We start from the raw sequence: 24638 nt of genomic DNA on the forward strand, positions 1-24638 counted from the left end.
ATTTGCCTGGCGGCTTTAGCGCGGTGGTCCCACCTGACCCCATGCCGAACTCAGAAGTGAAACGCCGTAGCGCCGATGGTAGTGTGGGGTCTCCCCATGCGAGAGTAGGGAACTGCCAGGCATTAAACAAGTGAAGAAGCCCCGCACGAAAGTGCGGGGCTTTTTTACGTCTGCAGATCGTGAAAAACCTCATCATAACCTCCGAAAACAGCCTGAGAACCCCTCTCTGATACGGTAAACTACGGCCAGATAACTCAGTAAAGGCCGTCAAATGTCCAGCCAGCATCCCTCCTTAAAAGCCGACAATACGCTTGGGCTTGAAGTACATACACAGAAACGCATCGTCGCCGAGACGCCAGCCGCCATTCTGGCAGCATGGCAGGCCAGCCAGAGTGATCAAACGCCTTTCCTTGTGCTCGGTGAAGGCAGCAATGTCCTCTTCCTGGAAGATTTTGCCGGTACAGTGGTGCTGAACCGCATCAAAGGCATCAAAATTCAGGATGAATATGAGTGCTGGAAATTGCACGTTGGGGCAGGTGAGAACTGGCATCAGCTGGTTAAAAGCACGCTGGAAAAAGGGATCACAGGCCTGGAAAATCTGGCGTTGATCCCTGGTATGACCGGTTCGGCACCGATTCAGAACATAGGTGCTTATGGCGTGGAATTAAAAGACGTCTGCGAATACGTGGATGTACTTAATCTGCACAGTGGTCAGACAGAACGTCTCGATCGTGAAGCCTGTGAGTTTGGCTATCGTGACAGCATTTTTAAACATCACTACCAGTCAGGCTATGTCATCGTCGCAGTCGGGATAATATTGCCTAAGCAATGGCAACCGGTATTAACCTACGGCGATCTGAAAACGCTCAATCCGGTGACGGCCAATGCCTGGGATGTCTATCACGCGGTATGCCAGATGCGGCAGAGCAAATTACCCGATCCGAAAGTCACCGGTAATGTAGGCAGCTTTTTTAAAAATCCTGTCGTCACCGAGGCGCAGTGCAGCTCACTACTGACGCATTTTCCGGCTTTGCCACACTATCTGATGCCAAATGGTGAAATCAAACTGGCAGCAGGATGGCTTATCGATCAGTGCCAGCTGAAAGGTTATCGCATCGGGGGCGCGGCAGTTCACCAGCAACAGGCTCTGGTGCTGATCAACGCTGAAAATGCCACTCCCGACGATATCGTTGCGCTGGCAAAAACCGTACGCGCTCAGGTTGGTGAAAAATTTGATGTCTGGCTTGAGCCCGAAGTCCGCTTTATTCAGGCGCAGGGTGAGTGTAATGCCGTCGGGGTGATCGCATGAAAGACCATAATGTTCCGCTAAAGCTGGTTGATATCTTATCGGATGGTGAGTTCCATTCCGGTGAGCAACTGGGTGAAACGCTGGGCATGAGTCGCGCAGCCATAAATAAGCATATCCAGACGTTAAAAAGCTGGGGTCTTGACGTCTATACTGTGACAGGTAAAGGTTACAGTCTCTCTGCCCCGATACAGCTGCTGGATGAGCAGGCGATACTCTCACAGGTTACGCAGGGTAACGTCTCGGTAATCCCGGTGATTGATTCCACAAATCAGTATCTGCTGGAACGTATGCATGAAATGGAGTCGGGTGCTGCCTGCATTGCGGAATATCAGCAGGCGGGTCGCGGCCGTCGTGGCCGTCAGTGGTTTTCGCCCTTTGGCGCGAACCTCTACATGTCTATGTACTGGCGTCTGGAGCAGGGGCCGGCAGCGGCGATGGGTCTGAGCCTGGTAATTGGCATTATCATGGCTGAGACATTACGTTCATTAGGGGCCGATGATGTCCGCGTAAAATGGCCCAATGATATTTACCTGAACGATCGTAAACTGGCGGGTATTCTGGTCGAACTGACAGGTAAAACCGGCGATGCTGCGCAGATCGTGATTGGTGCGGGGATTAACCTGGCGATGCGAACAGCCGATGCATCACAGATTAATCAGGGCTGGATTAACCTGCAGGAGGCCGGGGTAACGGTAAACCGCAATGAGCTGGCGGCACGTCTGATCAACAGTCTGCGCGAAGCTCTGCCGCTCTTTGAGCAGGAGGGATTAACCCCGTTTGTCGCACGCTGGGCTGCGCTGGATAACTTTATTAACCGGCCGGTTAAGCTGCTTATCGGTGAACGTGAGGTCCATGGTATTGCGCGAGGCGTAGACAGCCAGGGTGGCCTGTTACTGGAACAGGATGGCGAAATAAAAGCCTGGGTGGGTGGAGAAATATCACTGCGTCCTGTCTGAGTAAAAAAAGCCTGCAGCAACGCAGGCTTTTTTATGACAGCAGTTATTTACGCAAGCGAACCTTATCGACTGCATGATCGCCACTTTTGGTCATAATCAGGCTGGCTCGTTCGCGCGTCGGCAGGATATTTTCCTGCAGGTTAAGCCAGTTAATCTCTTTCCATAAATTGCCAGCAATTTCAACCGCTTCTGCTTCTGAAAGCTGGGCGTAATGATGGAAATAGGAGTCCGGATTGGTAAATGCGCCCTGGCGGAATTTCAGGAATCGATTGATATACCAGCTTTGCAGGAGATCTTCCTCTGCATCAACATAGATAGAAAAATCGACGAAGTCTGAAACAAAGACATGATGGGGATCGTGGGGATAGTCCATTCCACTCTGTAATACATTCAGACCTTCCAGAATCAGAATATCAGGCTGCTGTATCACTTTATCGCCATCAGGGATGACATCATAAATCAGATGTGAATAGACCGGAGCAGTCACCTGACTGGCTCCCGACTTCAAATCGGAGACGAAATTGACCAACCGGTGCATATCGTAGGATTGCGGGAATCCTTTTTTCTTCATTAACCCACGCTCTTTCAGCACGGCATTAGGATGAAGGAAGCCATCAGTGGTGATCAATTCGACTTTGCGATGTTCAGGCCAGCGGCTGAGCAAAGCCTGCAAGACACGCGCAGTCGTGCTTTTACCGACCGCTACGCTACCCGCAATACTGATGATATAGGGGATTTTCTGGCCATTGGTGCCCAGAAATTGCTCCAGTACAGCCTGTCGGCGAACGTTAGAACTTATATAAAAATTAAGCAGACGCGAAAGTGGCAGATAAATTTCCGCTACTTCCTCCAGCGAGAGATCCTCGTTGATGCCCTCCAGCTGCGCGATCTCTTCCTCTGACAGCGTCATAGGTACGGAATCACGTAATGCAGCCCATTGCTCACGAGTGAACTCTAAATAAGGCGTTGTCAGGGGGGTCGTTTTATCCATAAGCATGCATCTGACCGCAAATTCATGGCTATCAACCGCGTGTTATCCGATAAGCAGGACAGCACAGGTGAAGTGAATCACGAATCGCTGGTTTATCAGTGAGAACAATGGGCTGGAGGGTATCACCAGTATGGCTTTTAACAGAAGTAAAAAGATAAACGTGATCTCGCTTTCGTCGGCATACCCACAAAACATCATGGTGGCTTTAATTTTTACTGCTTTATCGTTGTTTATGATATTGCAGGTCATCACAGCGCATGTGTGGCTTTTATCTGCTTTTCACATCTGACAACGTCTGAATGACAAAACGCCGCCATAAGGGCATAGAGAGAGGCTGAGGCGGTACAGATTCAATATGTGCCATAAGAACTTCAGCAAAAGAACAAACGGCATAGAGTCATTTTGAAAGGCTCCACGCCTGGTCATCGTCGTACCGACATAAGGGACACGCATGTCAAAACAGGCCTGCTTTCTACAGAAAAGTGCCTGCACATGAAAAAAAAGCGCAGGCGAGGTCAAAAAAGCATCGTTCGGTACAGGCGTGTGAAATAAAAATACTGCCTGCAGATCATTTACCTGCTGAAAAGCGGTCCAGAGAGAGGCGTGAGGCATTAGCGCGGGCTGACTGATCCTATGAAAACAGGACCAGATTGCACAAATATTCTGCACAAAAACACTAAAATGCGATGATTTGCACAAATAGTAAGCGATAGAAAAAAATAAGCGATTTTTTAGTTGCATCCAGAGCCCGACCTTCCTAGAATGCGCTCCACTTGATGCCGGCTTAGCTCAGTTGGTAGAGCAACTGACTTGTAATCAGTAGGTCACCAGTTCGATTCCGGTAGCCGGCACCATCAAGTAGGTGGGATTCCCGAGCGGCCAAAGGGAGCAGACTGTAAATCTGCCGTCACAGACTTCGAAGGTTCGAATCCTTCTCCCACCACCATCTCAACCTCGCGGTTGGGTACGCAGATAAACAACCTGTTTATCTGTCAGGTGAGTCACTTATCACCCTGAATTCAGACTGAGCGTTAGCGAAGTCAAAGTCGGTCAGCTTCGCTGACAGGCAGTAGATAGTAGAGAAACATCTCTGTTATCTGCAAGCTACAGAAAGAACAGGTAGCCGAGTTCCAGGATGCGGGCATCGTATAATGGCTATTACCTCAGCCTTCCAAGCTGATGATGCGGGTTCGATTCCCGCTGCCCGCTCCAGATGTGCTGATATGGCTCAGTTGGTAGAGCGCACCCTTGGTAAGGGTGAGGTCCCCAGTTCGACTCTGGGTATCAGCACCACTTCCTTTAATCTCCCTCCTGATTTTCTCTGTAACTTCCTTGCAGTCAGGCATTGCCTGGTTAATGTGATGATATCATTGATATATCCGTGTCTTAGAGGGACTAGCGATGGCTAAAGAGCAATTTCAACGTAACAAACTGCACGTAAACGTGGGCACCATCGGTCACGTTGACCACGGTAAAACCACCCTGACTGCAGCTATCACTACCGTACTGGCTAAAACCAACGGCGGCCAGGCTCGTGCATTCGATCAGATCGACAGCACGCCTGAAGAAAAAGCCCGCGGTATCACCATCAACACCGCACACGTTGAGTATGAGACTGCTGCACGTCACTACGCTCACGTTGACTGCCCAGGCCACGCCGACTATGTGAAAAACATGATCACCGGTGCTGCGCAGATGGACGGCGCGATCCTGGTTGTTGCTGCGACTGATGGCCCAATGCCACAGACCCGTGAGCACATCCTGCTGGGTCGTCAGGTTGGCGTTCCTTACATCATCGTGTTCCTGAACAAGTGTGACATGGTTGATGATGAAGAGCTGCTGGAACTGGTAGAGATGGAAGTACGTGACCTGCTGTCACAGTACGACTTCCCAGGCGATGACACCCCGATCGTTCGTGGTTCTGCTCTGAAAGCGCTGGAAGGCGTTCCTGAGTGGGAAGCAAAAATCGTTGAGCTGGCTGAACACCTGGACAACTACATCCCGGATCCAGTCCGTGCGATCGACATGCCGTTCCTGCTGCCAATCGAAGACGTATTCTCAATCTCTGGCCGTGGTACCGTTGTTACCGGTCGTGTTGAGCGCGGCATCGTTAAAGTCGGCGACGAAGTTGAAATCGTGGGTATCAAAGATACTGCGAAATCAACCTGTACCGGTGTTGAGATGTTCCGTAAGCTGCTGGACCAGGGTCAGGCAGGCGAAAACTGTGGTGTTCTGCTGCGCGGTATCAAGCGTGAAGACATCCAGCGTGGCCAGGTTCTGGCTAAGCCAGGCTCAATCAAGCCGCACACCCAGTTCGAGTCAGAAGTTTACGTTCTGTCTAAAGACGAAGGTGGCCGCCATACTCCGTTCTTCAAAGGCTATCGTCCACAGTTCTACTTCCGTACAACTGACGTAACCGGTTCAGTAGAGCTGCCAGAAGGCGTTGAGATGGTCATGCCAGGCGACAACATCAAAATGGTTGTTACCCTGATTCACCCAATCGCAATGGACGAAGGTCTGCGCTTCGCAATCCGCGAAGGTGGCCGTACCGTTGGCGCGGGTGTTGTTGCTAAAGTTATCGCATAATTACCGATAACGTTTGACGCAATGCACACGGAAAGGGCATCATTTGATGCCCTTTTTGCACGCTGTTTCATAGAACCTGGCTCATCAGTGATTTTTTGAATCATAATCATTGCTGAGACAGGCTCTGTTATGCGGCGTTGGATACCGAGTTACGCCCCAAAAGCTCATTCGGTTTGGACGCCTCGCACTGCGGGGCAGAATAGTTTCTGAATTATTGTGGCAGGTTGGTTTATGAGTGCGAATACCGAAGCTCAAGGGAGCGGGCGTGGCCTGGAAGCGGTAAAGTGGGTAGTAGTCGTATTACTGCTGCTTGCAGCGATTGTAGGTAACTACCTCTATCGTGATGTGTCACTGCCACTGCGTGCTTTAGCCGTAGTTGTACTGATTGCAGCGGCTGGCGGCATTGCGCTTTTAACGACCAAAGGCAAAGCGACCGTGGCTTTTGCTCGTGAAGCAAGAACAGAAATGCGTAAGGTTATCTGGCCAACCCGCCAGGAAACGCTGCACACCACGTTAATCGTTGCCGCGGTTACTGCCGTGATGTCACTGATTTTGTGGGGGCTGGATGGTATTCTGGTCCGTCTGGTATCGTTTATCACTGGCCTGAGGTTCTGAGATGTCTGAAGCTCCAAAGAAACGCTGGTACGTCGTACAGGCGTTTTCCGGTTTTGAAGGCCGCGTAGCACAATCGCTGCGCGAGCATATCAAATTGCACAACATGGAAGAGCTGTTTGGCGACGTCATGGTTCCGACTGAAGAAGTCGTTGAAATTCGTGGTGGCCAGCGTCGTAAGAGCGAGCGCAAGTTTTTCCCGGGATACGTACTGGTTCAGATGGTGATGAATGACGCCAGCTGGCACCTGGTACGCAGCGTCCCACGCGTGATGGGTTTCATCGGCGGTACATCTGACCGTCCGGCACCTATCAGCGATAAAGAAGTTGATGCGATCATGAACCGTCTGCAGCAGGTCGGCGACAAGCCTCGTCCGAAAACGCTGTTTGAGCCAGGTGAAATGGTTCGCGTTAATGACGGTCCTTTTGCTGACTTTAACGGTGTGGTTGAAGATGTGGATTACGAGAAGAGCCGCCTGACGGTATCCGTTTCCATCTTTGGACGTGCCACGCCGGTTGAGCTCGACTTCGGTCAGGTGGAGAAAGGTTAACCTCTTTCCGCTCACAAATTAGCTGTTGCAGCAGGCGCGAAATTTAACTACAATTTCGCGCCTTTTGTTTTTATGCGCTGGCAACAGCGTGTAAATCGTTATCACGGGGAGCCTTTACAGGCGCTATAACCCAATTGAGGAAATATCATGGCTAAGAAAGTCCAAGCCTACGTCAAGCTGCAGGTTGCAGCTGGTATGGCGAACCCAAGTCCACCGGTTGGTCCAGCTCTGGGTCAGCAGGGTGTTAACATCATGGAATTCTGTAAAGCGTTCAACGCTAAGACCGAATCTCTGGAAAAAGGTCTGCCGACTCCAGTTGTTATCACCGTATACAGCGACCGTTCTTTTACCTTCATTACCAAAACGCCTCCGGCTGCCGTGCTGCTGAAAAAAGCAGCGGGCATCAAGTCTGGTTCTGGTAAGCCGAACAAAGATAAAGTCGGTAAAGTGACTCGTGCTCAGGTACGTGAAATCGCAGAAACCAAAGCTGCGGACATGACTGGTTCTGACGTTGAAGCGATGACTCGCTCAATCGAAGGTACTGCTCGTTCCATGGGCCTGGTAGTAGAGGACTAAGAAATGGCTAAGCTGACCAAGCGCATGACCGTAATTCGCGACAAAGTTGACGCGACCAAGCAGTATGATATTGCTGAAGCTGTTGCTCTGCTGAAAGAACTGGCTACTGCCAAGTTCGTTGAAAGCGTTGACGTTGCTGTCAACCTCGGCATTGATGCACGTAAATCTGATCAGAACGTTCGCGGCGCGACCGTTCTGCCACACGGTACTGGTCGTTCAGTACGTGTTGCTGTCTTCGCCCAGGGCGCCAACGCTGAAGCTGCTAAAGCAGCAGGCGCTGAGCTGGTAGGCATGGAAGACCTGGCTGATCAGATCAAGAAAGGCGAAATGAATTTTGACGTTGTTATTGCTTCTCCGGATGCAATGCGCGTTGTTGGCCAGCTGGGCCAGATTCTGGGTCCACGTGGCCTGATGCCAAACCCGAAAGTCGGTACTGTAACGCCTAACGTTGCTGAAGCGGTTAAGAACGCTAAAGCGGGTCAGGTTCGTTATCGTAACGACAAAAACGGCATCATCCACACTACCATCGGTAAAGTGGACTTTGACGCTGACAAACTGAAAGAAAACCTGGAATCTCTGCTGGTTGCGCTGAAAAAAGCAAAACCATCTCAGGCGAAAGGCGTGTACATCAAGAAAGTTAGCCTTTCAACCACCATGGGCGCCGGCGTTGCCGTTGACCAGGCTGGTCTGAACGCAACAGCAAACTAATTGCTGCTTGAAACGGGCGAAAAATTCACCTAGAATCTTACGCCCGTTGTTCTGTTATTAACGGAACAGGACACCAGAGAGCCAGAACTGATTGTTGCGTGTATCGCCTTTCCCTCTGACTCTGCTGCGTCGCACAGAATTTAGGTTGGAGCCAGGCCTTATCCTGGCCTCCGTCCAAGACCGCAGGAGCTGCTTATCTCCGGATATTCCGCTTAATACCCTGCGTAGACGGTGACAGAACCAAAAGAATTTTTTCTTAGCTGGATTCTGCTCACCGTGTTCGAGCGCTTATTTCCCCTTGGGGTGAGTAAGTGAAGTGAGTTCCGGGGAAATCCTTTCCCGGTCAAATCCAGGAGCAAAAGCTAATGGCATTAAATCTTCAAGACAAACAAGCGATTGTTGCTGAAGTCAGCGAAGTAGCCAAAGGTGCGCTTTCAGCGGTTGTTGCGGATTCCCGTGGCGTTACCGTTGATAAAATGACCGAACTGCGTAAAGCAGGCCGTGAAGCTGGCGTTTACATGCGTGTTGTTCGTAACACCCTGCTGCGCCGCGTCGTTGAAGGAACTCAGTTTGAGTGCCTGAAAGACACGTTTGTTGGTCCGACCCTGATTGCATATTCTATGGAACACCCGGGCGCTGCTGCTCGTCTGTTCAAAGATTTCGCGAAAGCGAATGCAAAATTTGAGGTCAAAGCTGCAGCCTTTGAAGGTGAGCTGATCACGGCGGCCAATATTGACCGTCTGGCAACGCTGCCGACCTACGAAGAAGCACTGGCACGTCTGATGTCGACCATGAAAGAAGCCGCTGCCGGCAAACTGGTCCGCACTCTGGCTGCTGTACGCGATGCAAAAGAAGCGGCTTAAGGCCATCTTCTTTTCTTCGTACTTGCTTACGTATAAACTTTTTCTGATTCTTAGGAACAATTGTCATGTCTATTACTAAAGACCAAATTCTGGAAGCTGTTGCAGCGATGTCCGTAATGGAAGTAGTTGAGCTGGTTTCTGCTATGGAAGAAAAATTCGGCGTTTCTGCTGCTGCTGCTGTAGCTGTTGCTGCGGGCCCGGCTGAAGCTGTTGAAGAAAAAACTGAATTCGACGTAGTCCTGAAAGCTGTTGGCCCGAACAAGGTTGCAGTAATCAAAGCCGTACGTACTGCAACTGGTCTGGGCCTGAAAGAAGCCAAAGATCTGGTTGAAGCAACTGGCGTAATCAAAGAAGCGATCAGCAAAGATGACGCAGCTGCACTTGAAGCTGCTCTGAAAGAAGCTGGCGCTGAAGTTGAAGTTAAGTAAGACAGCCTTCGGGTTGCAGTCTGAATAGTTTCAGGCTGATGGCTGGTGACTTTTTGGTCACCAGCCTTTTTGCGCTACAGGGTCTCAATGGGGTTTCACACTGTTTGTCCATTGTTACTCTTCAATATCTTTCTCTATCGACGACTTAATATACCGCTCTACCTGTGCGGGTTCCCTGCCCTCGCAACAGCGATGAAATGATTTAAGCGTGATAGAAAGAGGTATTGCACTGCTGCTGCGCAGCCAGTGAATCAAACAAAATCGTGTTGCATGAACTGTCCTGTCAGGACGGACAGCGTGGGTCGACTTGTCAGCTAGCTGAGGAACCCTATGGTTTACTCCTATACCGAGAAAAAACGTATTCGTAAGGATTTTGGTAAACGTCCGCAAGTACTGGACATACCTTATCTCCTTTCCATCCAGCTCGACTCGTTCCAGAAGTTTATCGAGCAAGATCCAGAAGGTCAGTACGGACTGGAAGCTGCATTCCGCTCTGTATTCCCTATTGCGAGCTACAGCGGCAACTCTGAGTTGCAGTATGTCAGCTATCGCCTGGGTGAACCTGTCTTTGACGTGAAAGAGTGTCAGATCCGTGGCGTGACCTATTCGGCACCGCTGCGCGTGAAACTGCGTCTGGTGGTCTATGAGCGCGAAGCGCCAGAAGGCACCGTAAAAGACATTAAAGAACAAGAAGTCTACATGGGCGAAATTCCGCTCATGACCGACAATGGTACCTTTGTTATCAATGGTACCGAGCGCGTTATCGTTTCTCAGCTGCACCGTAGTCCTGGCGTGTTCTTTGATAGCGATAAGGGTAAAACCCACTCATCGGGTAAAGTGCTCTACAACGCACGTATCATCCCTTACCGCGGTTCATGGCTCGACTTTGAGTTTGACCCGAAAGATAACCTGTTTGTCCGTATTGACCGTCGTCGTAAGCTGCCGGCCACTATCATCCTGCGTGCGTTGCAGTTCACTACACCTCAGATTCTCGATATCTTCTTCGAGAAAGTGGTGTTTGAAATTCGCGACAACAAGCTGCAGATGGAGCTGGTGCCTGAGCGCCTGCGCGGTGAAACTGCGACCTTCGATATCGAAGCGAACGGCACCGTCTACGTTGAAAAAGCACGCCGTATTACTGCGCGCCATATCCGTCAGCTGGAAAAAGATGGCATTCAGCACATCGAAGTTCCGGTTGAATATATCGCGGGCAAAGTGGTCGCTAAAGACTACATCGATGAGAGCACCGGTGAGCTGATCATTGCAGCGAACATGGAACTGTCACTGGATCTGCTGGCCAAACTGAGCCAGTCCGGTCACAAGCGCATCGAAACGCTGTTCACCAACGATCTGGACCACGGTCCATATATGTCCGAGACCCTGCGTGTCGACCCAACCAGCGATCGTCTGAGCGCACTGGTTGAGATCTACCGCATGATGCGTCCTGGTGAGCCGCCAACACGCGAAGCAGCAGAGAACCTGTTTGAGAACCTGTTCTTCTCTGAAGATCGTTACGATCTTTCTGCTGTGGGTCGTATGAAGTTCAACCGTTCATTGCTGCGTGATGAAATCGAAGGTTCAGGCATCCTGAGCAAAGATGACATCATCGAAGTGATGAAGAAGCTGATCGACATCCGTAACGGTAAAGGCGAAGTGGACGATATCGACCACCTCGGTAACCGTCGTATTCGTTCAGTCGGTGAAATGGCTGAGAACCAGTTCCGTGTCGGTCTGGTACGTGTTGAGCGTGCGGTGAAAGAGCGTCTGTCACTGGGCGACCTTGATACCCTGATGCCACAGGACATGATCAACGCGAAGCCAATTTCGGCCGCGGTGAAAGAGTTCTTTGGTTCCAGCCAGCTTTCTCAGTTTATGGATCAGAACAACCCGCTGTCAGAGATTACGCACAAACGTCGTATCTCTGCTCTCGGCCCGGGTGGTCTGACGCGTGAGCGTGCCGGCTTCGAAGTGCGTGACGTACACCCAACGCACTACGGTCGTGTCTGCCCAATCGAAACCCCTGAAGGCCCGAACATCGGTCTGATCAACTCCTTGTCTGTGTATGCACAGACCAACGAGTACGGTTTCCTTGAGACGCCTTACCGCCGTGTTATCGACGGTCTGGTTTCTGACGAGATTCACTACCTCTCTGCTATCGAAGAGGGTAACTACGTTATCGCTCAGGCGAACGCCCCTCTTGATGATAACGGCGCGTTTGTTGATGACCTGGTCACCTGCCGTAGCAAAGGCGAATCAAGTCTGTTCAGCCGCGATCAGGTTGACTACATGGACGTTTCGACTCAACAGATCGTTTCTGTCGGTGCGTCCCTGATCCCGTTCCTGGAACACGATGATGCTAACCGCGCCCTGATGGGTGCGAACATGCAACGTCAGGCCGTTCCGACTCTGCGTGCTGATAAGCCGCTGGTTGGTACGGGTATGGAACGTGCTGTTGCCGTTGACTCCGGTGTAACTGCCGTTGCCAAACGTGGCGGTACCGTACAGTACGTCGACGCATCACGTATCGTTATCAAAGTTAACGAAGACGAAATGCATGCTGGCGAAGCCGGTATCGACATCTACAACCTGACCAAATATACCCGTTCTAACCAGAACACCTGCATCAACCAGATGCCATGTGTTTCTCTGGGTGAGCCGGTTGAGCGCGGCGACGTGCTGGCAGATGGCCCGTCCACCGATCTGGGTGAACTGGCGCTGGGCCAGAACATGCGCGTAGCGTTCATGCCGTGGAACGGTTACAACTTCGAAGACTCCATCCTGGTCTCCGAGCGTGTGGTTCAGGAAGATCGCTTTACGACTATCCACATTCAGGAACTGGCTTGCGTGTCGCGTGACACCAAACTGGGGCCGGAAGAGATTACCGCTGATATCCCGAACGTGGGTGAAGCTGCACTCTCTAAACTGGATGAGTCAGGCATCGTCTACATCGGTGCTGAAGTGACCGGTGGTGACATTCTGGTTGGTAAGGTTACGCCAAAAGGTGAAACCCAGCTGACGCCAGAAGAGAAACTGCTGCGCGCTATCTTCGGTGAAAAAGCCTCTGACGTGAAAGATTCGTCACTGCGCGTACCGAATGGCGTGTCAGGCACCGTGATCGACGTTCAGGTCTTTACCCGCGATGGCGTGGAAAAAGATAAACGTGCGCTGGAAATTGAAGAGATGCAGCTGAAGCAGGCCAAGAAAGACCTGTCTGAAGAACTGCAGATTCTGGAAGCGGGCCTGTTCAGCCGTATCCAGAACGTATTGATTTCTGGTGGCGTTGAAGCAGACAAACTGGACAAGCTGCCGCGCGAGCGCTGGCTGGAACTTGGTCTGACTGACGAAGCCAAGCAAAACCAGCTGGAGCAGCTGGCAGAGCAGTACGACGAGCTGAAGCACGAGTTTGAGAAAAAACTTGAAGGTAAGCGTCGTAAAATCACCCAGGGCGATGATCTGGCACCAGGCGTGCTGAAAATCGTTAAGGTTTATCTGGCTGTTAAGCGTCAGATTCAGCCGGGTGACAAAATGGCAGGCCGTCACGGTAACAAAGGTGTTATCTCTAAGATCAACCCGATCGAAGATATGCCTTACGATGAAAACGGCACGCCGGTTGACATCGTTCTGAACCCGCTGGGCGTACCATCGCGTATGAACATCGGTCAGATTCTGGAAACCCACCTGGGTATGGCAGCGAAAGGCATCGGCGAGAAGATCAACGCCATGCTCAAAAAGCAGGAAGACGTCGCGAAACTGCGCGAATTCATCCAGCGCGCCTATGACCTGGGTAGCGATCTGCGTCAGAAAGTTGACCTGAACACCTTCTCCGACGACGAAGTATTGCGTCTGGCTGAGAACCTGAAGAAAGGTATGCCAATCGCCACTCCGGTGTTTGATGGCGCGAAAGAGAGCGAAATCAAAGAGCTGCTGCAGCTCGGCGGCTTGCCTTCTTCCGGTCAGATTACCCTGTTTGACGGCCGTACCGGTGAGCAGTTCGAACGTCAGGTAACCGTTGGCTACATGTACATGCTGAAACTCAACCACCTGGTTGATGACAAGATGCATGCACGTTCAACCGGTTCCTACAGCCTGGTTACTCAGCAGCCGCTGGGTGGTAAGGCACAGTTCGGTGGTCAGCGCTTTGGTGAGATGGAAGTATGGGCACTGGAAGCATATGGTGCCGCGTATACCCTGCAGGAAATGCTTACCGTTAAGTCTGATGACGTCAACGGCCGTACCAAGATGTATAAAAACATCGTTGACGGTAACCATCAGATGGAACCGGGCATGCCGGAATCCTTCAACGTACTGTTGAAAGAGATTCGCTCGCTGGGTATCAACATCGAGCTGGAAGACGAGTAACCCCTTTTCAGGCTGCGGTTCGCCGCCGCCTGAAAGCGCAGGGTTTAAAGCGCTCGCAATTGTACTGGTTACGGGGCGTTCAATTTCGGTTGGACGCCCTCTGAGTCTCACTCCGACGGGAGCTAATCCGTGAAAGACTTACTTAAGTTTCTGAAAGCGCAAACTAAGACCGAAGAGTTTGATGCGATCAAAATTGCGCTGGCTTCGCCAGACATGATCCGTTCCTGGTCTTTTGGTGAAGTGAAAAAGCCAGAAACCATTAACTACCGTACTTTTAAGCCAGAGCGCGATGGTCTGTTCTGTGCCCGTATCTTCGGGCCGGTAAAAGACTATGAGTGCCTGTGCGGCAAATACAAGCGCCTGAAACACCGTGGTGTGATTTGTGAGAAGTGCGGCGTTGAAGTGACCCAGACTAAAGTACGCCGTGAGCGTATGGGCCACATCGAACTGGCGTCGCCGACTGCGCACATCTGGTTCCTGAAGTCACTGCCATCGCGTATCGGCTTACTGCTGGATATGCCACTGCGTGACATCGAGCGCGTGCTCTACTTTGAATCTTACGTGGTAATCGAAGGTGGCATGACCAACCTCGAGAAGCGTCAGATTCTGACTGAAGAGCAGTACCTTGACGCTCTGGAAGAGTTCGGTGACGAGTTCGACGCCAAAATGGGCGCCGAAGCGATCCAGGCCCTGTTGAAAAACATGGATCTGGAGCAGGAGTGCGAGCAGCTGCGTGAAGAGCTGAACGAAACTAACTCCGAAACCAAACGTAAAAAGCTGACCAAGCGCATCAAGCTGCTGGAAGCGTTCGTACAGTCTGGCAACAAGCCAGAGTGGATGATCCTGACCGTGCTGCCTGTTCTGCCACCGGATCTGCGTCCGCTGGTACCGCTGGATGGTGGCCGTTTCGCAACGTCGGATCTGAACGATCTCTATCGTCGCGTGATCAACCGTAACAACCGCCTGAAACGCCTGCTGGATCTGGCTGCGCCAGATATCATCGTGCGCAACGAAAAGCGTATGTTGCAGGAAGCGGTCGATGCACTGCTGGACAACGGTCGTCGCGGTCGTGCGATCACCGGTTCCAACAAGCGTCCGCTGAAATCACTGGCTGACATGATCAAAGGTAAGCAGGGTCGTTTCCGTCAGAACCTGCTGGGTAAACGTGTCGACTATTCTGGTCGTTCGGTTATCACCGTAGGTCCATACCTGCGCCTGCATCAGTGCGGTCTGCCGAAGAAAATGGCACTCGAACTGTTCAAACCGTTCATTTACGGCAAGCTGGAACTGCGTGGCCTGGCCACCACCATCAAAGCCGCGAAGAAAATGGTTGAGCGCGAAGAAGCGGTTGTCTGGGATATCCTCGACGAAGTGATCCGTGAGCACCCGGTTCTGCTGAACCGTGCGCCTACGCTGCACCGTCTGGGTATTCAGGCCTTTGAACCGGTTCTGATCGAAGGTAAAGCGATCCAGCTGCACCCGCTGGTTTGTGCGGCATACAACGCCGACTTCGATGGTGACCAGATGGCTGTTCACGTACCGCTGACGCTGGAAGCCCAGCTGGAAGCACGTGCGCTGATGATGTCGACCAACAACATCCTGTCACCTGCGAACGGCGAGCCAATCATCGTTCCTTCTCAGGACGTTGTACTGGGTCTGTACTACATGACCCGTGACTGTGTTAACGCCAAAGGCGAGGGCATGGTGTTGACTGGCCCGAAAGAAGCTGAGCGTATTTATCGCGCTGGCCTCGCATCGCTGCATGCTCGCGTTAAGGTGCGTATCACCGAACACGAGAAAAATGAGCAGGATGAGTGGGTTGCTAAAACCAGCATCATCGACACCACTGTTGGCCGTGCCATCCTGTGGATGATCGTGCCAAAAGGTCTGCCTTTCTCCATCGTTAACCAGGCGCTGGGCAAAAAAGCTATCTCCAAAATGCTGAACACCTGTTACCGCATTCTGGGCCTGAAGCCGACTGTTATCTTTGCTGACCAGACCATGTACACCGGTTTCGCTTACGCAGCCCGTTCAGGCGCGTCTGTCGGCATCGACGACATGGTTATTCCAGAGAAGAAAGTGGAAATCATCACCGAAGCGGAAGCTGAAGTGGCTGAGATCCAGGAGCAGTTCCAGTCTGGTCTGGTAACCGCAGGCGAACGTTACAACAAAGTCATCGATATCTGGGCAGCAGCCAACGAACGTGTTGCTAAGGCGATGATGGAAAACCTCTCAACCGAAACCGTTATTAACCGTGACGGCGTAGAAGAGCGACAGGTTTCCTTTAACAGCATCTTTATGATGGCTGACTCCGGTGCGCGTGGTTCTGCTGCACAGATTCGTCAGCTGGCCGGTATGCGTGGTCTGATGGCGAAGCCAGATGGCTCCATCATCGAAACACCAATCACGGCGAACTTCCGTGAAGGGTTGAACGTACTCCAGTACTTCATCTCAACCCACGGTGCTCGTAAAGGTCTGGCGGATACCGCACTGAAAACGGCGAACTCCGGTTATCTGACGCGTCGTCTGGTTGACGTTGCACAGGATCTGGTTGTTACCGAAGATGACTGTGGTACACACGAAGGCATCATGATGACACCTGTCATCGAAGGTGGCGACGTTAAAGAGCCACTGCGTGAACGTGTTCTGGGTCGTGTGACCGCTGAAGACGTTCTGAAGCCGGGTACTGCTGATATTCTGGTTCCACGCAACACGCTGCTCGATGAGCACTGGTGTGACGTGCTGGAACTGAACTCAGTCGACAGCCTGAAAGTCCGCTCAGTAGTAGGTTGTGAAACCGACTTTGGTGTGTGTGCGCATTGCTATGGTCGCGACCTGGCACGTGGTCACATCATCAACAAAGGTGAAGCGATTGGTGTTATCGCGGCACAGTCCATCGGTGAGCCAGGTACACAGCTGACGATGCGTACGTTCCACATCGGTGGTGCGGCATCACGTGCGGCTGCTGAATCCAGCATTCAGGTGAAGAACAAAGGTACCATCAAGCTGACCAACGCCAAGTCGGTAACGAACTCGGCAGGCAAGCTGGTGATCACCTCGCGTAACGTTGAACTGAAAATGATCGACGAATTTGGTCGTACCAAAGAGAGCTATAAAGTTCCTTATGGTTCTACCATGGCGAAAGGTGATGGTGAGCAGGTTGCAGCGGGCGAAACCGTCGCAAACTGGGATCCGCATACCATGCCAGTCATCACCGAAGTGGGCGGTTTCATTCGCTTCACGGACATGGTTGATGGCCAGACCATTACCCGTCAGACAGATGACTTAACCGGTCTTTCTTCGCTGGTGGTTCTGGACAGTGCTGAACGTACTGCGGGCGGTAAAGATCTGCGTCCTGCGCTGAAAATTGTTGATGCCAACGGCAACGACGTTCTGATCCCGGGCACCGACATGCCGGCTCAGTACTTCCTGCCTGGTAAAGCGATTGTTCAGCTGGAAGATGGCGTGAAGATCAGTGCTGGTGACACGCTGGCGCGTGTTCCGCAGGAATCTGGCGGTACCAAGGATATTACCGGTGGTCTGCCACGCGTTGCTGACCTATTCGAAGCGCGTCGTCCGAAAGAGCCAGCTATTCTGGCGGAGATCAGCGGCATCATCTCCTTCGGTAAAGAGACCAAAGGTAAGCGTCGTCTGGTCATCACTCCGCTGGATGGCAGTGAGCCGTACGAAGAGATGATTCCGAAATGGCGTCAGTTGAACGTGTTCGAAGGTGAACGTGTTGAGCGCGGTGACGTGGTTTCCGATGGCCCAGAGTCTCCACATGACATCCTGCGCTTGCGTGGCGTGCATGCGGTGACCCGTTACATCACTAACGAAGTGCAGGAAGTTTACCGTCTGCAAGGCGTTAAGATTAACGATAAGCACATCGAAGTCATCGTTCGTCAGATGCTGCGTAAAGCAACCATCGTGAGCGCAGGAAGTGCAGACTTCCTGGAAGGTGAGCAGGCTGAATTCTCTCGCATCAAGATCTCTAACCGTGATCTGGAAGCGAACGGAAAAGTTGGCGCAACCTTCATGCGTGACCTGCTGGGTATTACCAAAGCGTCACTGGCTACCGAATCGTTCATCTCTGCAGCATCGTTCCAGGAAACCACGCGTGTCCTGACCGAAGCAGCAGTAGCAGGTAAGCGCGATGAACTGCGCGGCCTGAAAGAGAACGTAATCGTGGGTCGTCTGATCCCGGCCGGTACCGGTTATGCGTACCATCAGGATCGTATGCGCCGCAAAGCGGCAGGTGAAGTTCCGGTTGCACCGCAGGTTACTGCGGATGAAGCCTCAGCCAGCCTGGCTGAACTGTTGAACGCCGGTCTCGGCGGCAACAAAGACGATTAATCGTCCTTTGCCTGATAAAAACCCTGCCTCGGCAGGGTTTTTTTTTGTCTCTGATTCAGACATTCCAGTCGTTGCGGCCAAGGCCAATGTCTTTCAGCTGACTGTCACTCAGCTTCGACAGGATGACGCGCGTCTCACGCCTCAGCTGCCAGCGTTTATAACTGCGCCAAAGATAGCGAACCAACTGGTAAGGCGTGCCTGTAAACGGTTTAGCTGCGCGATTCTCGTCGTATCCCATGATAGTGCCCTCAGTGAATTGTCTGAGGACTATTCTCAGCGGATCGCTCTGTATGATACAGACGCAAAAATCACCTTTCTTTAACATACAGATTGCGGTAATGGCGATCTGAATGGTAAAAAAGAGGCATAACTGTACCGGTTAATGCTCAGCTACTGAGTCAGAGGAAATACAATGACGCGATATGAACATCTGGCCACGCTGCTGGCTCAGCGTATCGAACAAGGTTTATATCGCAGTGGTGAGCGCCTGCCCTCGGTACGCAGTCTGAGTGCCGAACATGGCGTCAGTATCAGCACCGTGCAGCAGGCTTATCATCTGCTGGAAGAGAAGCAGATGATTACGCCGCAGTCGCGCTCTGGCTATTTTGTGGCCTCGCGTAAGGCGACGCCCCCGATGCCTGCGCTGACCCGTCCCGCACAGCGGCCGGTTGAGGTAACGCAGTGGGATGCGGTGCTGGAGCTGATTAACAGCCGTCTGGAAGATGATGTGTTGCAGCTGGGAAGCGGTATGCCCGATCTGACCCAACCGACGCTTAAGCCGCTGTGGAAAGCCTTCAGCCGACAGGCTCAGAAGCAGGACATCGCGCTGCTCAATTATGACAACCTCTATGGTGTTCTCGCACTACGGCAACAGGTTGCACGACTGGCGATAGATAGCGGTTGCCAGCTCACCGCCGATGACATTGTTATTACCACCGGCTGCCATGAAGCCTTATCGGTAGCCGTGCGTGCGGTCTGCGAGCCGGGCGATATCATTGCTGTTGAGTCGCCTTCGTTTCACGGGATCATGCAAACCCTGCGCGGATTTGGCATTCGTGCCATTGAGATCCCGACTGATGCGGTAACCGGCATCAGCCTGGAAGCGCTGGAACTGGCGTTTGATCAATGGCCGATTAAAGCAGTCGTTGTTGTACCGAACTGTAATAATCCGCTGGGATTTATCATGCCTGAGCCGCGTAAGCGGGCATTGCTGGCCCTGGCGCAGCGGTTTGACGCTGCGGTCATTGAAGATGATGTCTATGGTGAGTTAGCCTGGGAATATCCGCGCCCAGCGACCATTAAAGCGCTGGATCTCGATGGCAGGGTTCTGCTGTGCAGCTCCTTTTCCAAAACGCTGGCGCCAGGTTTGCGTGTCGGCTGGGTTGCACCCGGCCGCTATCGCGACCGTGTACTGCACATGAAATATATCGTCACAGGTTCCACCGCCACACAGCCTCAGCATGCGGTCTCCGAGTTTATCCGCCAGGGCCATTATCAGCCCCATCTGCGCCGGATGCGGCAAATCTATCATCGTAACTATGAAACCTTTAGCTGCTGGGTGCGCCACTACTTTCCCTGCGGCATCTGCGTTTCCCGTCCTCAGGGCGGTTTTCTGATGTGGATAGAACTCCCCGAAGCGTTTGATGCGGTCCGGCTCAATCGCGAATTGCGCGAGTCAAAAATTCAGATAGCCGTAGGCTCACTCTTTTCGGCCTCGGGTAAATACCGTAACTGTCTGCGCTTAAACTACGGGCTGCCGATCAACGAGCAGACTGAGAAGGCGCTGGCGCTGGTGGGTGCAGCCGTCGAACGCGCCATGATCTCGTGCCAGCATGAGACGCAGATTTCAGCTTCAACTCTCGCATAGCGAAAAGAAGAAGCAGGGCCGGCAAGAGGAGGGAACCGGCCCTGGTCAGATAACCTTAACCTGACGGAGGCCACGTTAAGGTTTTGCATCAGAGCACGCCAGCGGCAACTTACGCTTTTGCGCACCGCTTTCCCGGCAGAAACGCTGGCGTTACTGGTTTTGCAGCCGCTATGCGGGACAGCTTCCACAAATACTTATTGGTGAAGCTCTGCCAGCGCCAGCAAAGTACGTGTTGCTTCACGCCAGTCATCTGCCTGGGTAATCGCACTCACCACCGCAATACTCCCTACGCCGGTTGCCAGCACGTCAGGTGCCCGAGCAATCGAAATACCGCCAATTGCCACGGTGGGGATATGCGTCAGGCGCGTCAGATGCCGCTTCAGCTGCTCAATGCCCTGCGGCGCAGAAGGCATCTCTTTGGTCTGCGTCGGGAAAATATGTCCAAGCGCGATGTAAGAGGGCTGGATTGCCAGTGCGCGGTCCAGTTCAGCATCGTCATGGGTGGAGAGCCCCAGACGCAATCCTGCCTGATGAATCCGGGCAAGATCGGCGACATCGAGATCCTCCTGACCCAGATGCACGCCATAAGCCTGATGCTTTATCGCAAGCTGCCAGTAGTCATTGATAAACAGGCGCGCGTCATAGCGTTTACCCATTGCAATCGCCTGAGCGATGGCGGGCTCGGCGACCTCATCGGGCTGATCTTTGATGCGCAGCTGCAGTGTACGAACGCCCATCTTCAGCAGGCGCTCAATCCAGTCGGGGCTATCAACCACCGGATAAAGCCCCAGGCGCGGGGCGGTAGCGGGAAATGCGGGCATCGTTACTCCTCCTTAATGGCATCGGCGGGATGATAAAGCTCACCGCCGCGCCGACGAAAACGGTCTGACATTTGCGCCATGCCCACTTCAACGGGCTCGGCGTGCGTATCCTGACGTGCTGCGAACTCGCGCACCTCCTGGGAAATTTTCATCGAGCAGAACTTAGGGCCACACATCGAGCAGAAATGGGCCACTTTGCCCGACTCCTGCGGCAGGGTTTCATCATGCATAGCCCGCGCCGTATGGGGATCCAGCGCCAGATTAAACTGATCTTCCCAGCGGAACTCAAAGCGCGCTTTGGACATGGCGTTATCACGGATCTGCGCACCCGGATGGCCTTTCGCCAGATCGGCGGCATGCGCCGCGATTTTGTAGGTGATCAATCCCTGCTTCACATCCTCTTTGTTCGGCAGACCCAGGTGCTCTTTGGGCGTGACGTAACACAACATGGCGCAACCAAACCAGCCAATCATGGCAGCACCGATACCGGAGGTGAAATGGTCATAGCCGGGCGCGATGTCGGTGGTCAGCGGGCCAAGGGTGTAGAAGGGGGCTTCATCGCACAGGTCGAGCTGTTCGGTCATGTTGCGACGAATCATATGCATCGGGACGTGCCCCGGGCCTTCAATCATGACCTGAACGTCATATTCCCAGGCAATACGGGTCAGTTCGCCCAGGGTACGCAGTTCGGCAAACTGCGCCTCATCGTTGGCATCCTGAATGGAACCCGGACGAAGGCCATCGCCCAGCGACAGGGAGACATCATAGGCGGCGCAGATTTCACAAATCTCCCGGAAGTGCTGATACAGGAAGCTCTCCTGATGATGCGACAGGCACCATTTCGCCATGATAGAGCCACCCCGCGATACAATTCCGGTCAGACGTTTCGCCGTCATCGGGACATAACGCAGCAGCACGCCAGCGTGGATAGTAAAGTAATCGACACCCTGTTCCGCCTGCTCAAGCAGCGTATCGCGGAATATTTCCCAGTTCAGCGCCTCGGCCACGCCATTCACTTTTTCCAGCGCCTGATAAATCGGCACTGTACCGATTGGCACCGGGCTGTTTCGCAAAATCCATTCGCGCGTTTCATGAATATAACGACCGGTAGAGAGATCCATCACCGTATCGGCACCCCAGCGAGTCGACCAGACCAGTTTTTCCACCTCTTCCTCAATAGAAGAGGTCACCGCCGAGTTACCGATGTTGGCATTGACCTTAACCAGAAAGTTGCGGCCAATGATCATCGGCTCCGATTCAGGGTGATTGATATTGGCAGGGATAATGGCGCGTCCGGCAGCGACCTCCTGACGTACAAACTCGGGCGTGATACTGGCTGGCAGATGCGCGCCAAAACTGTGGCCGGGATGCTGTTGCAGCAATACCTCACTGCGGATTCGCTCACGGCCCATGTTTTCCCGCAGTGCGATAAATTCCATCTCCGGGGTGATGATCCCCTGGCGGGCATAGTGCAATTGCGTGACGCAGCAGCCTGCGCGGGCACGGCGCGGTGTCGGCAGTTGATCGAAACGCAGATGATCCAGCCCCTCGTCAGCCAGCCGCTGCTGGGTATAGCCTGAGCTGTTCTGTTCGAGAAGTTCGCTGTCGTCGCGTTCAGCAATCCAGCGGGCGCGCAGCTTTTCCAAGCCACGATGAACATCGATCTGTGCCGCGGGATCGCCATAGGCACCCGCCGTGTCATAGACCGGTACCGCTTCGTTCTGCTCATAGAGAGGCTGTTCTTTGCTGCCGCCGATGTGAGTCGGGCTTAGCACGATTTCACGCATGGGAACGCGAATATCCTCGCGGCTGCCGGTAATCCAGATGCGGCGGGACTGGGGAAACGCACTGCCGCTTTGCAGGGAATCGATAAATTCCTGCGCCTGGGCACGCTGTTCACGACGGGTTGTTTTTTGGTCAGACATAGCAATCTTCCTGTTAAGGGGGAACGATGCTTGTCCGGAGTTCGGAAGGAGTAACCGTATAGACAGCGTAAGCATGCTGGTATACAGAGAATATTTACTCTTGTTCCCTTCGCAGGTTCTAACCTGATCAGGTTCCGCGGATCCCGAATTAACGGTCTCAGCCCAACTTGGGCACTCCGACAAGAAGCTGTTTTTACGCGGGTGTCTGATAACAGAGCCAGGCGTAAAAACCTTATATTTCAAAGCAAAAATAAAAAAGGTTCTTTGGAGCACTCTCCTCAGAACCTGTTCAGCATAAAAGGGCTACGGGATAATCTCAACCCCTTTGCCGGAGATGATGATTAAGCCGGACGCGCGATATGGCTGTCATTGGCAACCGGCGGGGGGACAAGCTGGTTGTCCCATGCCAGCTGAATCAGCTTATCTTCCAGCGTAAAGCGTGCTTCCAGCACTTCACCCACTTCGGAGAGTGCCTGCTGGAAGGTCATGCAGTTCTCGTCGTCGATCGCCTGCTGCAGGTGGCCGTCATACAGCTGCATCAGACGCTCAGTATTGGCTTCCAGCGGTGGATAGATCTGTGCGGCGGCAATCATCGGGCTGTCGCCACTCATTTCACTGATCACGCGTTCATAGATACTGAAGTGACCCGCAGAAAGATAATCGACCAGACCGTGACAGAAGTTGTCCAGAGCCTGCTCATCAAGACGCGTCAGCGCCTCTTTGTTTGGTTTAAGTCCGACCAGGTGATAATAGGTCACCAGTAGCTGACGACGGGCTTCAAGCCACGAATCGACCAGTTCATTACTGCCACCTACGCGTTCAGCCAGGACGTCTAACTGGTTAAGCATATCTAACTCCATGTGAGTTATAGTTGTTTATCTACACACTTAACATCAGGACTTCAGCGTGCGAGTTGACGCTAAGGATGACGAAATAAATGCAATGCGAAATCTCAAGCGTAGACGCTGGATGGTGGATTGTCAGCCATGAACAGAAACTTTGGTTACCACAAGGTGATTTACCCCACGGAAACGCCGAAAAATTTGGTTTGACCGGCAGTAAAGCCCGGACCATCGGTGAGTGGCAGGGCGAAAAAGTCTGGCTGATTTGTGAGCCGCGTTCTGCCGATATGTTCTCAGTACGACAGCTGATCGATCAGGATGTGGCGCTGTTTCAGCTGGTGGGTCGCGGTGTGCAACTGGCGGAATTCTACCGTTCTCATCGCTGGTGCGGCTATTGCGGCCATGAAATGCACCAAAGCAAACATGAATTTGCCTGTCTCTGCAGCCATTGTCGCGAGCGTTACTATCCGCAGATCGCACCCTGCATCATTGTGGCTATCCGTCGCGGTGATGAAATCCTGCTGGCGAATCATGCCCGCCATCGCAACAAGGTCTACACCGTGCTGGCGGGTTTTGTGGAGGTGGGCGAGACGCTGGAGCAGGCCGTTGCCCGCGAAGTGATGGAAGAGAGCAATATCCGCGTCAAAAACGTCCGTTACGTTACCTCCCAGCCATGGCCCTTCCCGCAATCGCTGATGACAGCCTTTATGGCGGAGTATGACAGCGGCGATCTGCAGCACGACGGTAAAGAGCTGCTGGATGCGGCCTGGTTCCGTTTTGATGAGCTGCCGTTGCTGCCACCGCCAGGCACCGTGGCGCGCCGCCTGATTGAAGATACCGTCGCTCTGTGCCGCGCCGAAGTGTGAAAGTGCTACACTACACGCCTGTTATT

General features: G+C 52.8%; 18 protein-coding genes, 4 tRNA genes, 1 rRNA gene and 1 riboswitch. Of the genes, 18 read left to right on the top strand and 5 right to left on the bottom strand.

The genetic code is table 11. The annotated features are described in order from the left end of the window. Positions 1-5 precede the first annotated feature (5 nt). The 3 genes from rrf (at position 6) to birA (ending at position 2265) form a co-directional block, all read left to right on the top strand. Positions 6-121 (top strand): 5S ribosomal RNA (rrf, locus tag LC417_RS21925). A 150-nt stretch (positions 122-271) separates the two neighbouring features. After that, positions 272-1309: a UDP-N-acetylmuramate dehydrogenase gene (gene murB / locus LC417_RS21930; RefSeq protein ID WP_033759494.1), complete on the top strand. Its 1038-nt coding sequence runs from the start codon at positions 272-274 to the stop codon at positions 1307-1309. Beyond that, positions 1306-2265, top strand: a complete 960-nt coding sequence (birA, locus tag LC417_RS21935; protein ID WP_010261004.1) for a bifunctional biotin--[acetyl-CoA-carboxylase] ligase/biotin operon repressor BirA — start codon at positions 1306-1308, stop codon at positions 2263-2265. The genes murB and birA overlap by 4 nt, the downstream gene beginning before the upstream one ends. A gap of 43 nt (positions 2266-2308) precedes the next feature. On the opposite strand, the gene coaA is transcribed toward birA, so the two are convergent. Continuing rightward, the gene (coaA, locus tag LC417_RS21940; protein WP_010672227.1) at positions 2309-3256 is read right to left on the bottom strand and encodes a type I pantothenate kinase; all 948 of its coding nucleotides are present in this window, start codon (positions 3254-3256) and stop codon (positions 2309-2311) included. A 778-nt stretch (positions 3257-4034) separates the two neighbouring features. Between coaA and LC417_RS21945 the strand changes: the two genes are divergently transcribed. From LC417_RS21945 to rpoC, 13 genes are all read left to right on the top strand, one after another. Then, positions 4035-4110 (top strand) — tRNA-Thr (locus LC417_RS21945). Positions 4111-4117: 7 nt separating this feature from the next. Further along, positions 4118-4202 (top strand) — tRNA-Tyr (locus LC417_RS21950). A gap of 191 nt (positions 4203-4393) precedes the next feature. Continuing rightward, a tRNA-Gly gene (locus tag LC417_RS21955) sits at positions 4394-4468 on the top strand. Between the two features lie 5 nt (positions 4469-4473). Further along, a tRNA-Thr gene (locus tag LC417_RS21960) sits at positions 4474-4549 on the top strand. A gap of 108 nt (positions 4550-4657) precedes the next feature. Next, entirely contained in the window at positions 4658-5842 is a 1185-nt protein-coding gene (gene tuf / locus LC417_RS21965) for an elongation factor Tu (protein WP_010261012.1), read from the top strand. 231 nt (positions 5843-6073) lie between these two features. After that, positions 6074-6457: a preprotein translocase subunit SecE gene (gene secE, locus LC417_RS21970; protein ID WP_008927141.1), complete on the top strand. Its 384-nt coding sequence runs from the start codon at positions 6074-6076 to the stop codon at positions 6455-6457. 1 nt (position 6458) lies between these two features. Next, positions 6459-7004 (top strand): transcription termination/antitermination protein NusG, encoded by a 546-nt coding sequence (nusG, locus tag LC417_RS21975; RefSeq protein WP_003848088.1) that lies wholly within the window; start codon positions 6459-6461, stop codon positions 7002-7004. A gap of 147 nt (positions 7005-7151) precedes the next feature. Continuing rightward, a complete protein-coding gene (rplK, locus tag LC417_RS21980) occupies positions 7152-7580 on the top strand; it encodes a 50S ribosomal protein L11 (RefSeq protein ID WP_006121495.1) in 429 nt (142 codons plus the stop codon). Between the two features lie 3 nt (positions 7581-7583). After that, positions 7584-8288 (top strand): 50S ribosomal protein L1, encoded by a 705-nt coding sequence (gene rplA / locus LC417_RS21985; RefSeq protein WP_010261038.1) that lies wholly within the window; start codon positions 7584-7586, stop codon positions 8286-8288. Between the two features lie 365 nt (positions 8289-8653). Beyond that, complete coding sequence (gene rplJ, locus LC417_RS21990) at positions 8654-9151, top strand: 50S ribosomal protein L10 (RefSeq protein ID WP_003848098.1); 498 nt, start codon at positions 8654-8656, stop codon at positions 9149-9151. A gap of 65 nt (positions 9152-9216) precedes the next feature. Continuing rightward, the gene (gene rplL, locus LC417_RS21995) at positions 9217-9579 is read left to right on the top strand and encodes a 50S ribosomal protein L7/L12 (RefSeq protein WP_008927142.1); all 363 of its coding nucleotides are present in this window, start codon (positions 9217-9219) and stop codon (positions 9577-9579) included. A 330-nt stretch (positions 9580-9909) separates the two neighbouring features. Beyond that, the gene (gene rpoB, locus LC417_RS22000; protein ID WP_010261046.1) at positions 9910-13938 is read left to right on the top strand and encodes a DNA-directed RNA polymerase subunit beta; all 4029 of its coding nucleotides are present in this window, start codon (positions 9910-9912) and stop codon (positions 13936-13938) included. A 129-nt stretch (positions 13939-14067) separates the two neighbouring features. Further along, positions 14068-18291, top strand: a complete 4224-nt coding sequence (gene rpoC / locus LC417_RS22005) for a DNA-directed RNA polymerase subunit beta' (RefSeq protein ID WP_010261049.1) — start codon at positions 14068-14070, stop codon at positions 18289-18291. 55 nt (positions 18292-18346) lie between these two features. Here the strand turns inward: rpoC and LC417_RS22010 are convergent, their stop codons facing one another. Beyond that, positions 18347-18529, bottom strand: a complete 183-nt coding sequence (locus LC417_RS22010) for a DUF1127 domain-containing protein (RefSeq protein WP_010261051.1) — start codon at positions 18527-18529, stop codon at positions 18347-18349. A gap of 174 nt (positions 18530-18703) precedes the next feature. On the opposite strand from LC417_RS22010, the gene LC417_RS22015 reads away from it, so the two are divergent. Then, the gene (locus LC417_RS22015; protein WP_033773291.1) at positions 18704-20158 is read left to right on the top strand and encodes a PLP-dependent aminotransferase family protein; all 1455 of its coding nucleotides are present in this window, start codon (positions 18704-18706) and stop codon (positions 20156-20158) included. A 194-nt stretch (positions 20159-20352) separates the two neighbouring features. Here the strand turns inward: LC417_RS22015 and thiE are convergent, their stop codons facing one another. The 3 genes from thiE to LC417_RS22030 all read right to left on the bottom strand — a co-directional run bounded on the left by thiE (position 20353) and on the right by LC417_RS22030 (position 23752). Beyond that, positions 20353-20979 (bottom strand): thiamine phosphate synthase, encoded by a 627-nt coding sequence (thiE, locus tag LC417_RS22020; RefSeq protein WP_045140883.1) that lies wholly within the window; start codon positions 20977-20979, stop codon positions 20353-20355. A 2-nt stretch (positions 20980-20981) separates the two neighbouring features. Beyond that, on the bottom strand, positions 20982-22904 hold the full coding sequence (gene thiC / locus LC417_RS22025; protein WP_064691049.1) for a phosphomethylpyrimidine synthase ThiC: 1923 nt from the start codon (positions 22902-22904) through the stop codon (positions 20982-20984). Positions 22905-22991: 87 nt separating this feature from the next. Continuing rightward, a riboswitch (TPP riboswitch) is annotated at positions 22992-23093 on the bottom strand. 152 nt (positions 23094-23245) lie between these two features. Further along, a complete protein-coding gene (locus tag LC417_RS22030) occupies positions 23246-23752 on the bottom strand; it encodes an Rsd/AlgQ family anti-sigma factor (RefSeq protein ID WP_010261059.1) in 507 nt (168 codons plus the stop codon). A gap of 89 nt (positions 23753-23841) precedes the next feature. On the opposite strand from LC417_RS22030, the gene nudC reads away from it, so the two are divergent. Next, positions 23842-24612, top strand: a complete 771-nt coding sequence (gene nudC / locus LC417_RS22035; RefSeq protein ID WP_010672223.1) for an NAD(+) diphosphatase — start codon at positions 23842-23844, stop codon at positions 24610-24612. Positions 24613-24638: the final 26 nt, after the last annotated feature.

Origin of the sequence: Pantoea sp. OVA07A, from assembly GCF_019969975.1 — a bacterium.
Taxonomy (GTDB): Bacteria; Pseudomonadota; Gammaproteobacteria; order Enterobacterales; family Enterobacteriaceae; genus Pantoea; species Pantoea agglomerans.

Bases quoted from the DNA above. Each gene is read 5' to 3' on its own strand.
- rplK (WP_006121495.1), top strand. From the start codon at position 7,152: ATGGCTAAGAAAGTCCAAGCCTACGTCAAGCTGCAGGTTGCAGCTGGT.
- rplL (WP_008927142.1), top strand. From the start codon at position 9,217: ATGTCTATTACTAAAGACCAAATTCTGGAAGCTGTTGCAGCGATGTCC.
- nusG (WP_003848088.1), top strand. From the start codon at position 6,459: ATGTCTGAAGCTCCAAAGAAACGCTGGTACGTCGTACAGGCGTTTTCC.
- murB (WP_033759494.1), top strand. From the start codon at position 272: ATGTCCAGCCAGCATCCCTCCTTAAAAGCCGACAATACGCTTGGGCTT.
- birA (WP_010261004.1), top strand. From the start codon at position 1,306: ATGAAAGACCATAATGTTCCGCTAAAGCTGGTTGATATCTTATCGGAT.
- tuf (WP_010261012.1), top strand. From the start codon at position 4,658: ATGGCTAAAGAGCAATTTCAACGTAACAAACTGCACGTAAACGTGGGC.
- rplA (WP_010261038.1), top strand. From the start codon at position 7,584: ATGGCTAAGCTGACCAAGCGCATGACCGTAATTCGCGACAAAGTTGAC.
- nudC (WP_010672223.1), top strand. From the start codon at position 23,842: ATGCAATGCGAAATCTCAAGCGTAGACGCTGGATGGTGGATTGTCAGC.
- thiC (WP_064691049.1), bottom strand. From the start codon at position 22,904: ATGTCTGACCAAAAAACAACCCGTCGTGAACAGCGTGCCCAGGCGCAG.
- thiE (WP_045140883.1), bottom strand. From the start codon at position 20,979: ATGCCCGCATTTCCCGCTACCGCCCCGCGCCTGGGGCTTTATCCGGTG.
- coaA (WP_010672227.1), bottom strand. From the start codon at position 3,256: ATGGATAAAACGACCCCCCTGACAACGCCTTATTTAGAGTTCACTCGT.
- LC417_RS22030 (WP_010261059.1), bottom strand. From the start codon at position 23,752: ATGCTTAACCAGTTAGACGTCCTGGCTGAACGCGTAGGTGGCAGTAAT.
- rplJ (WP_003848098.1), top strand. From the start codon at position 8,654: ATGGCATTAAATCTTCAAGACAAACAAGCGATTGTTGCTGAAGTCAGC.
- rpoB (WP_010261046.1), top strand. From the start codon at position 9,910: ATGGTTTACTCCTATACCGAGAAAAAACGTATTCGTAAGGATTTTGGT.
- secE (WP_008927141.1), top strand. From the start codon at position 6,074: ATGAGTGCGAATACCGAAGCTCAAGGGAGCGGGCGTGGCCTGGAAGCG.
- LC417_RS22010 (WP_010261051.1), bottom strand. From the start codon at position 18,529: ATGGGATACGACGAGAATCGCGCAGCTAAACCGTTTACAGGCACGCCT.
- LC417_RS22015 (WP_033773291.1), top strand. From the start codon at position 18,704: ATGACGCGATATGAACATCTGGCCACGCTGCTGGCTCAGCGTATCGAA.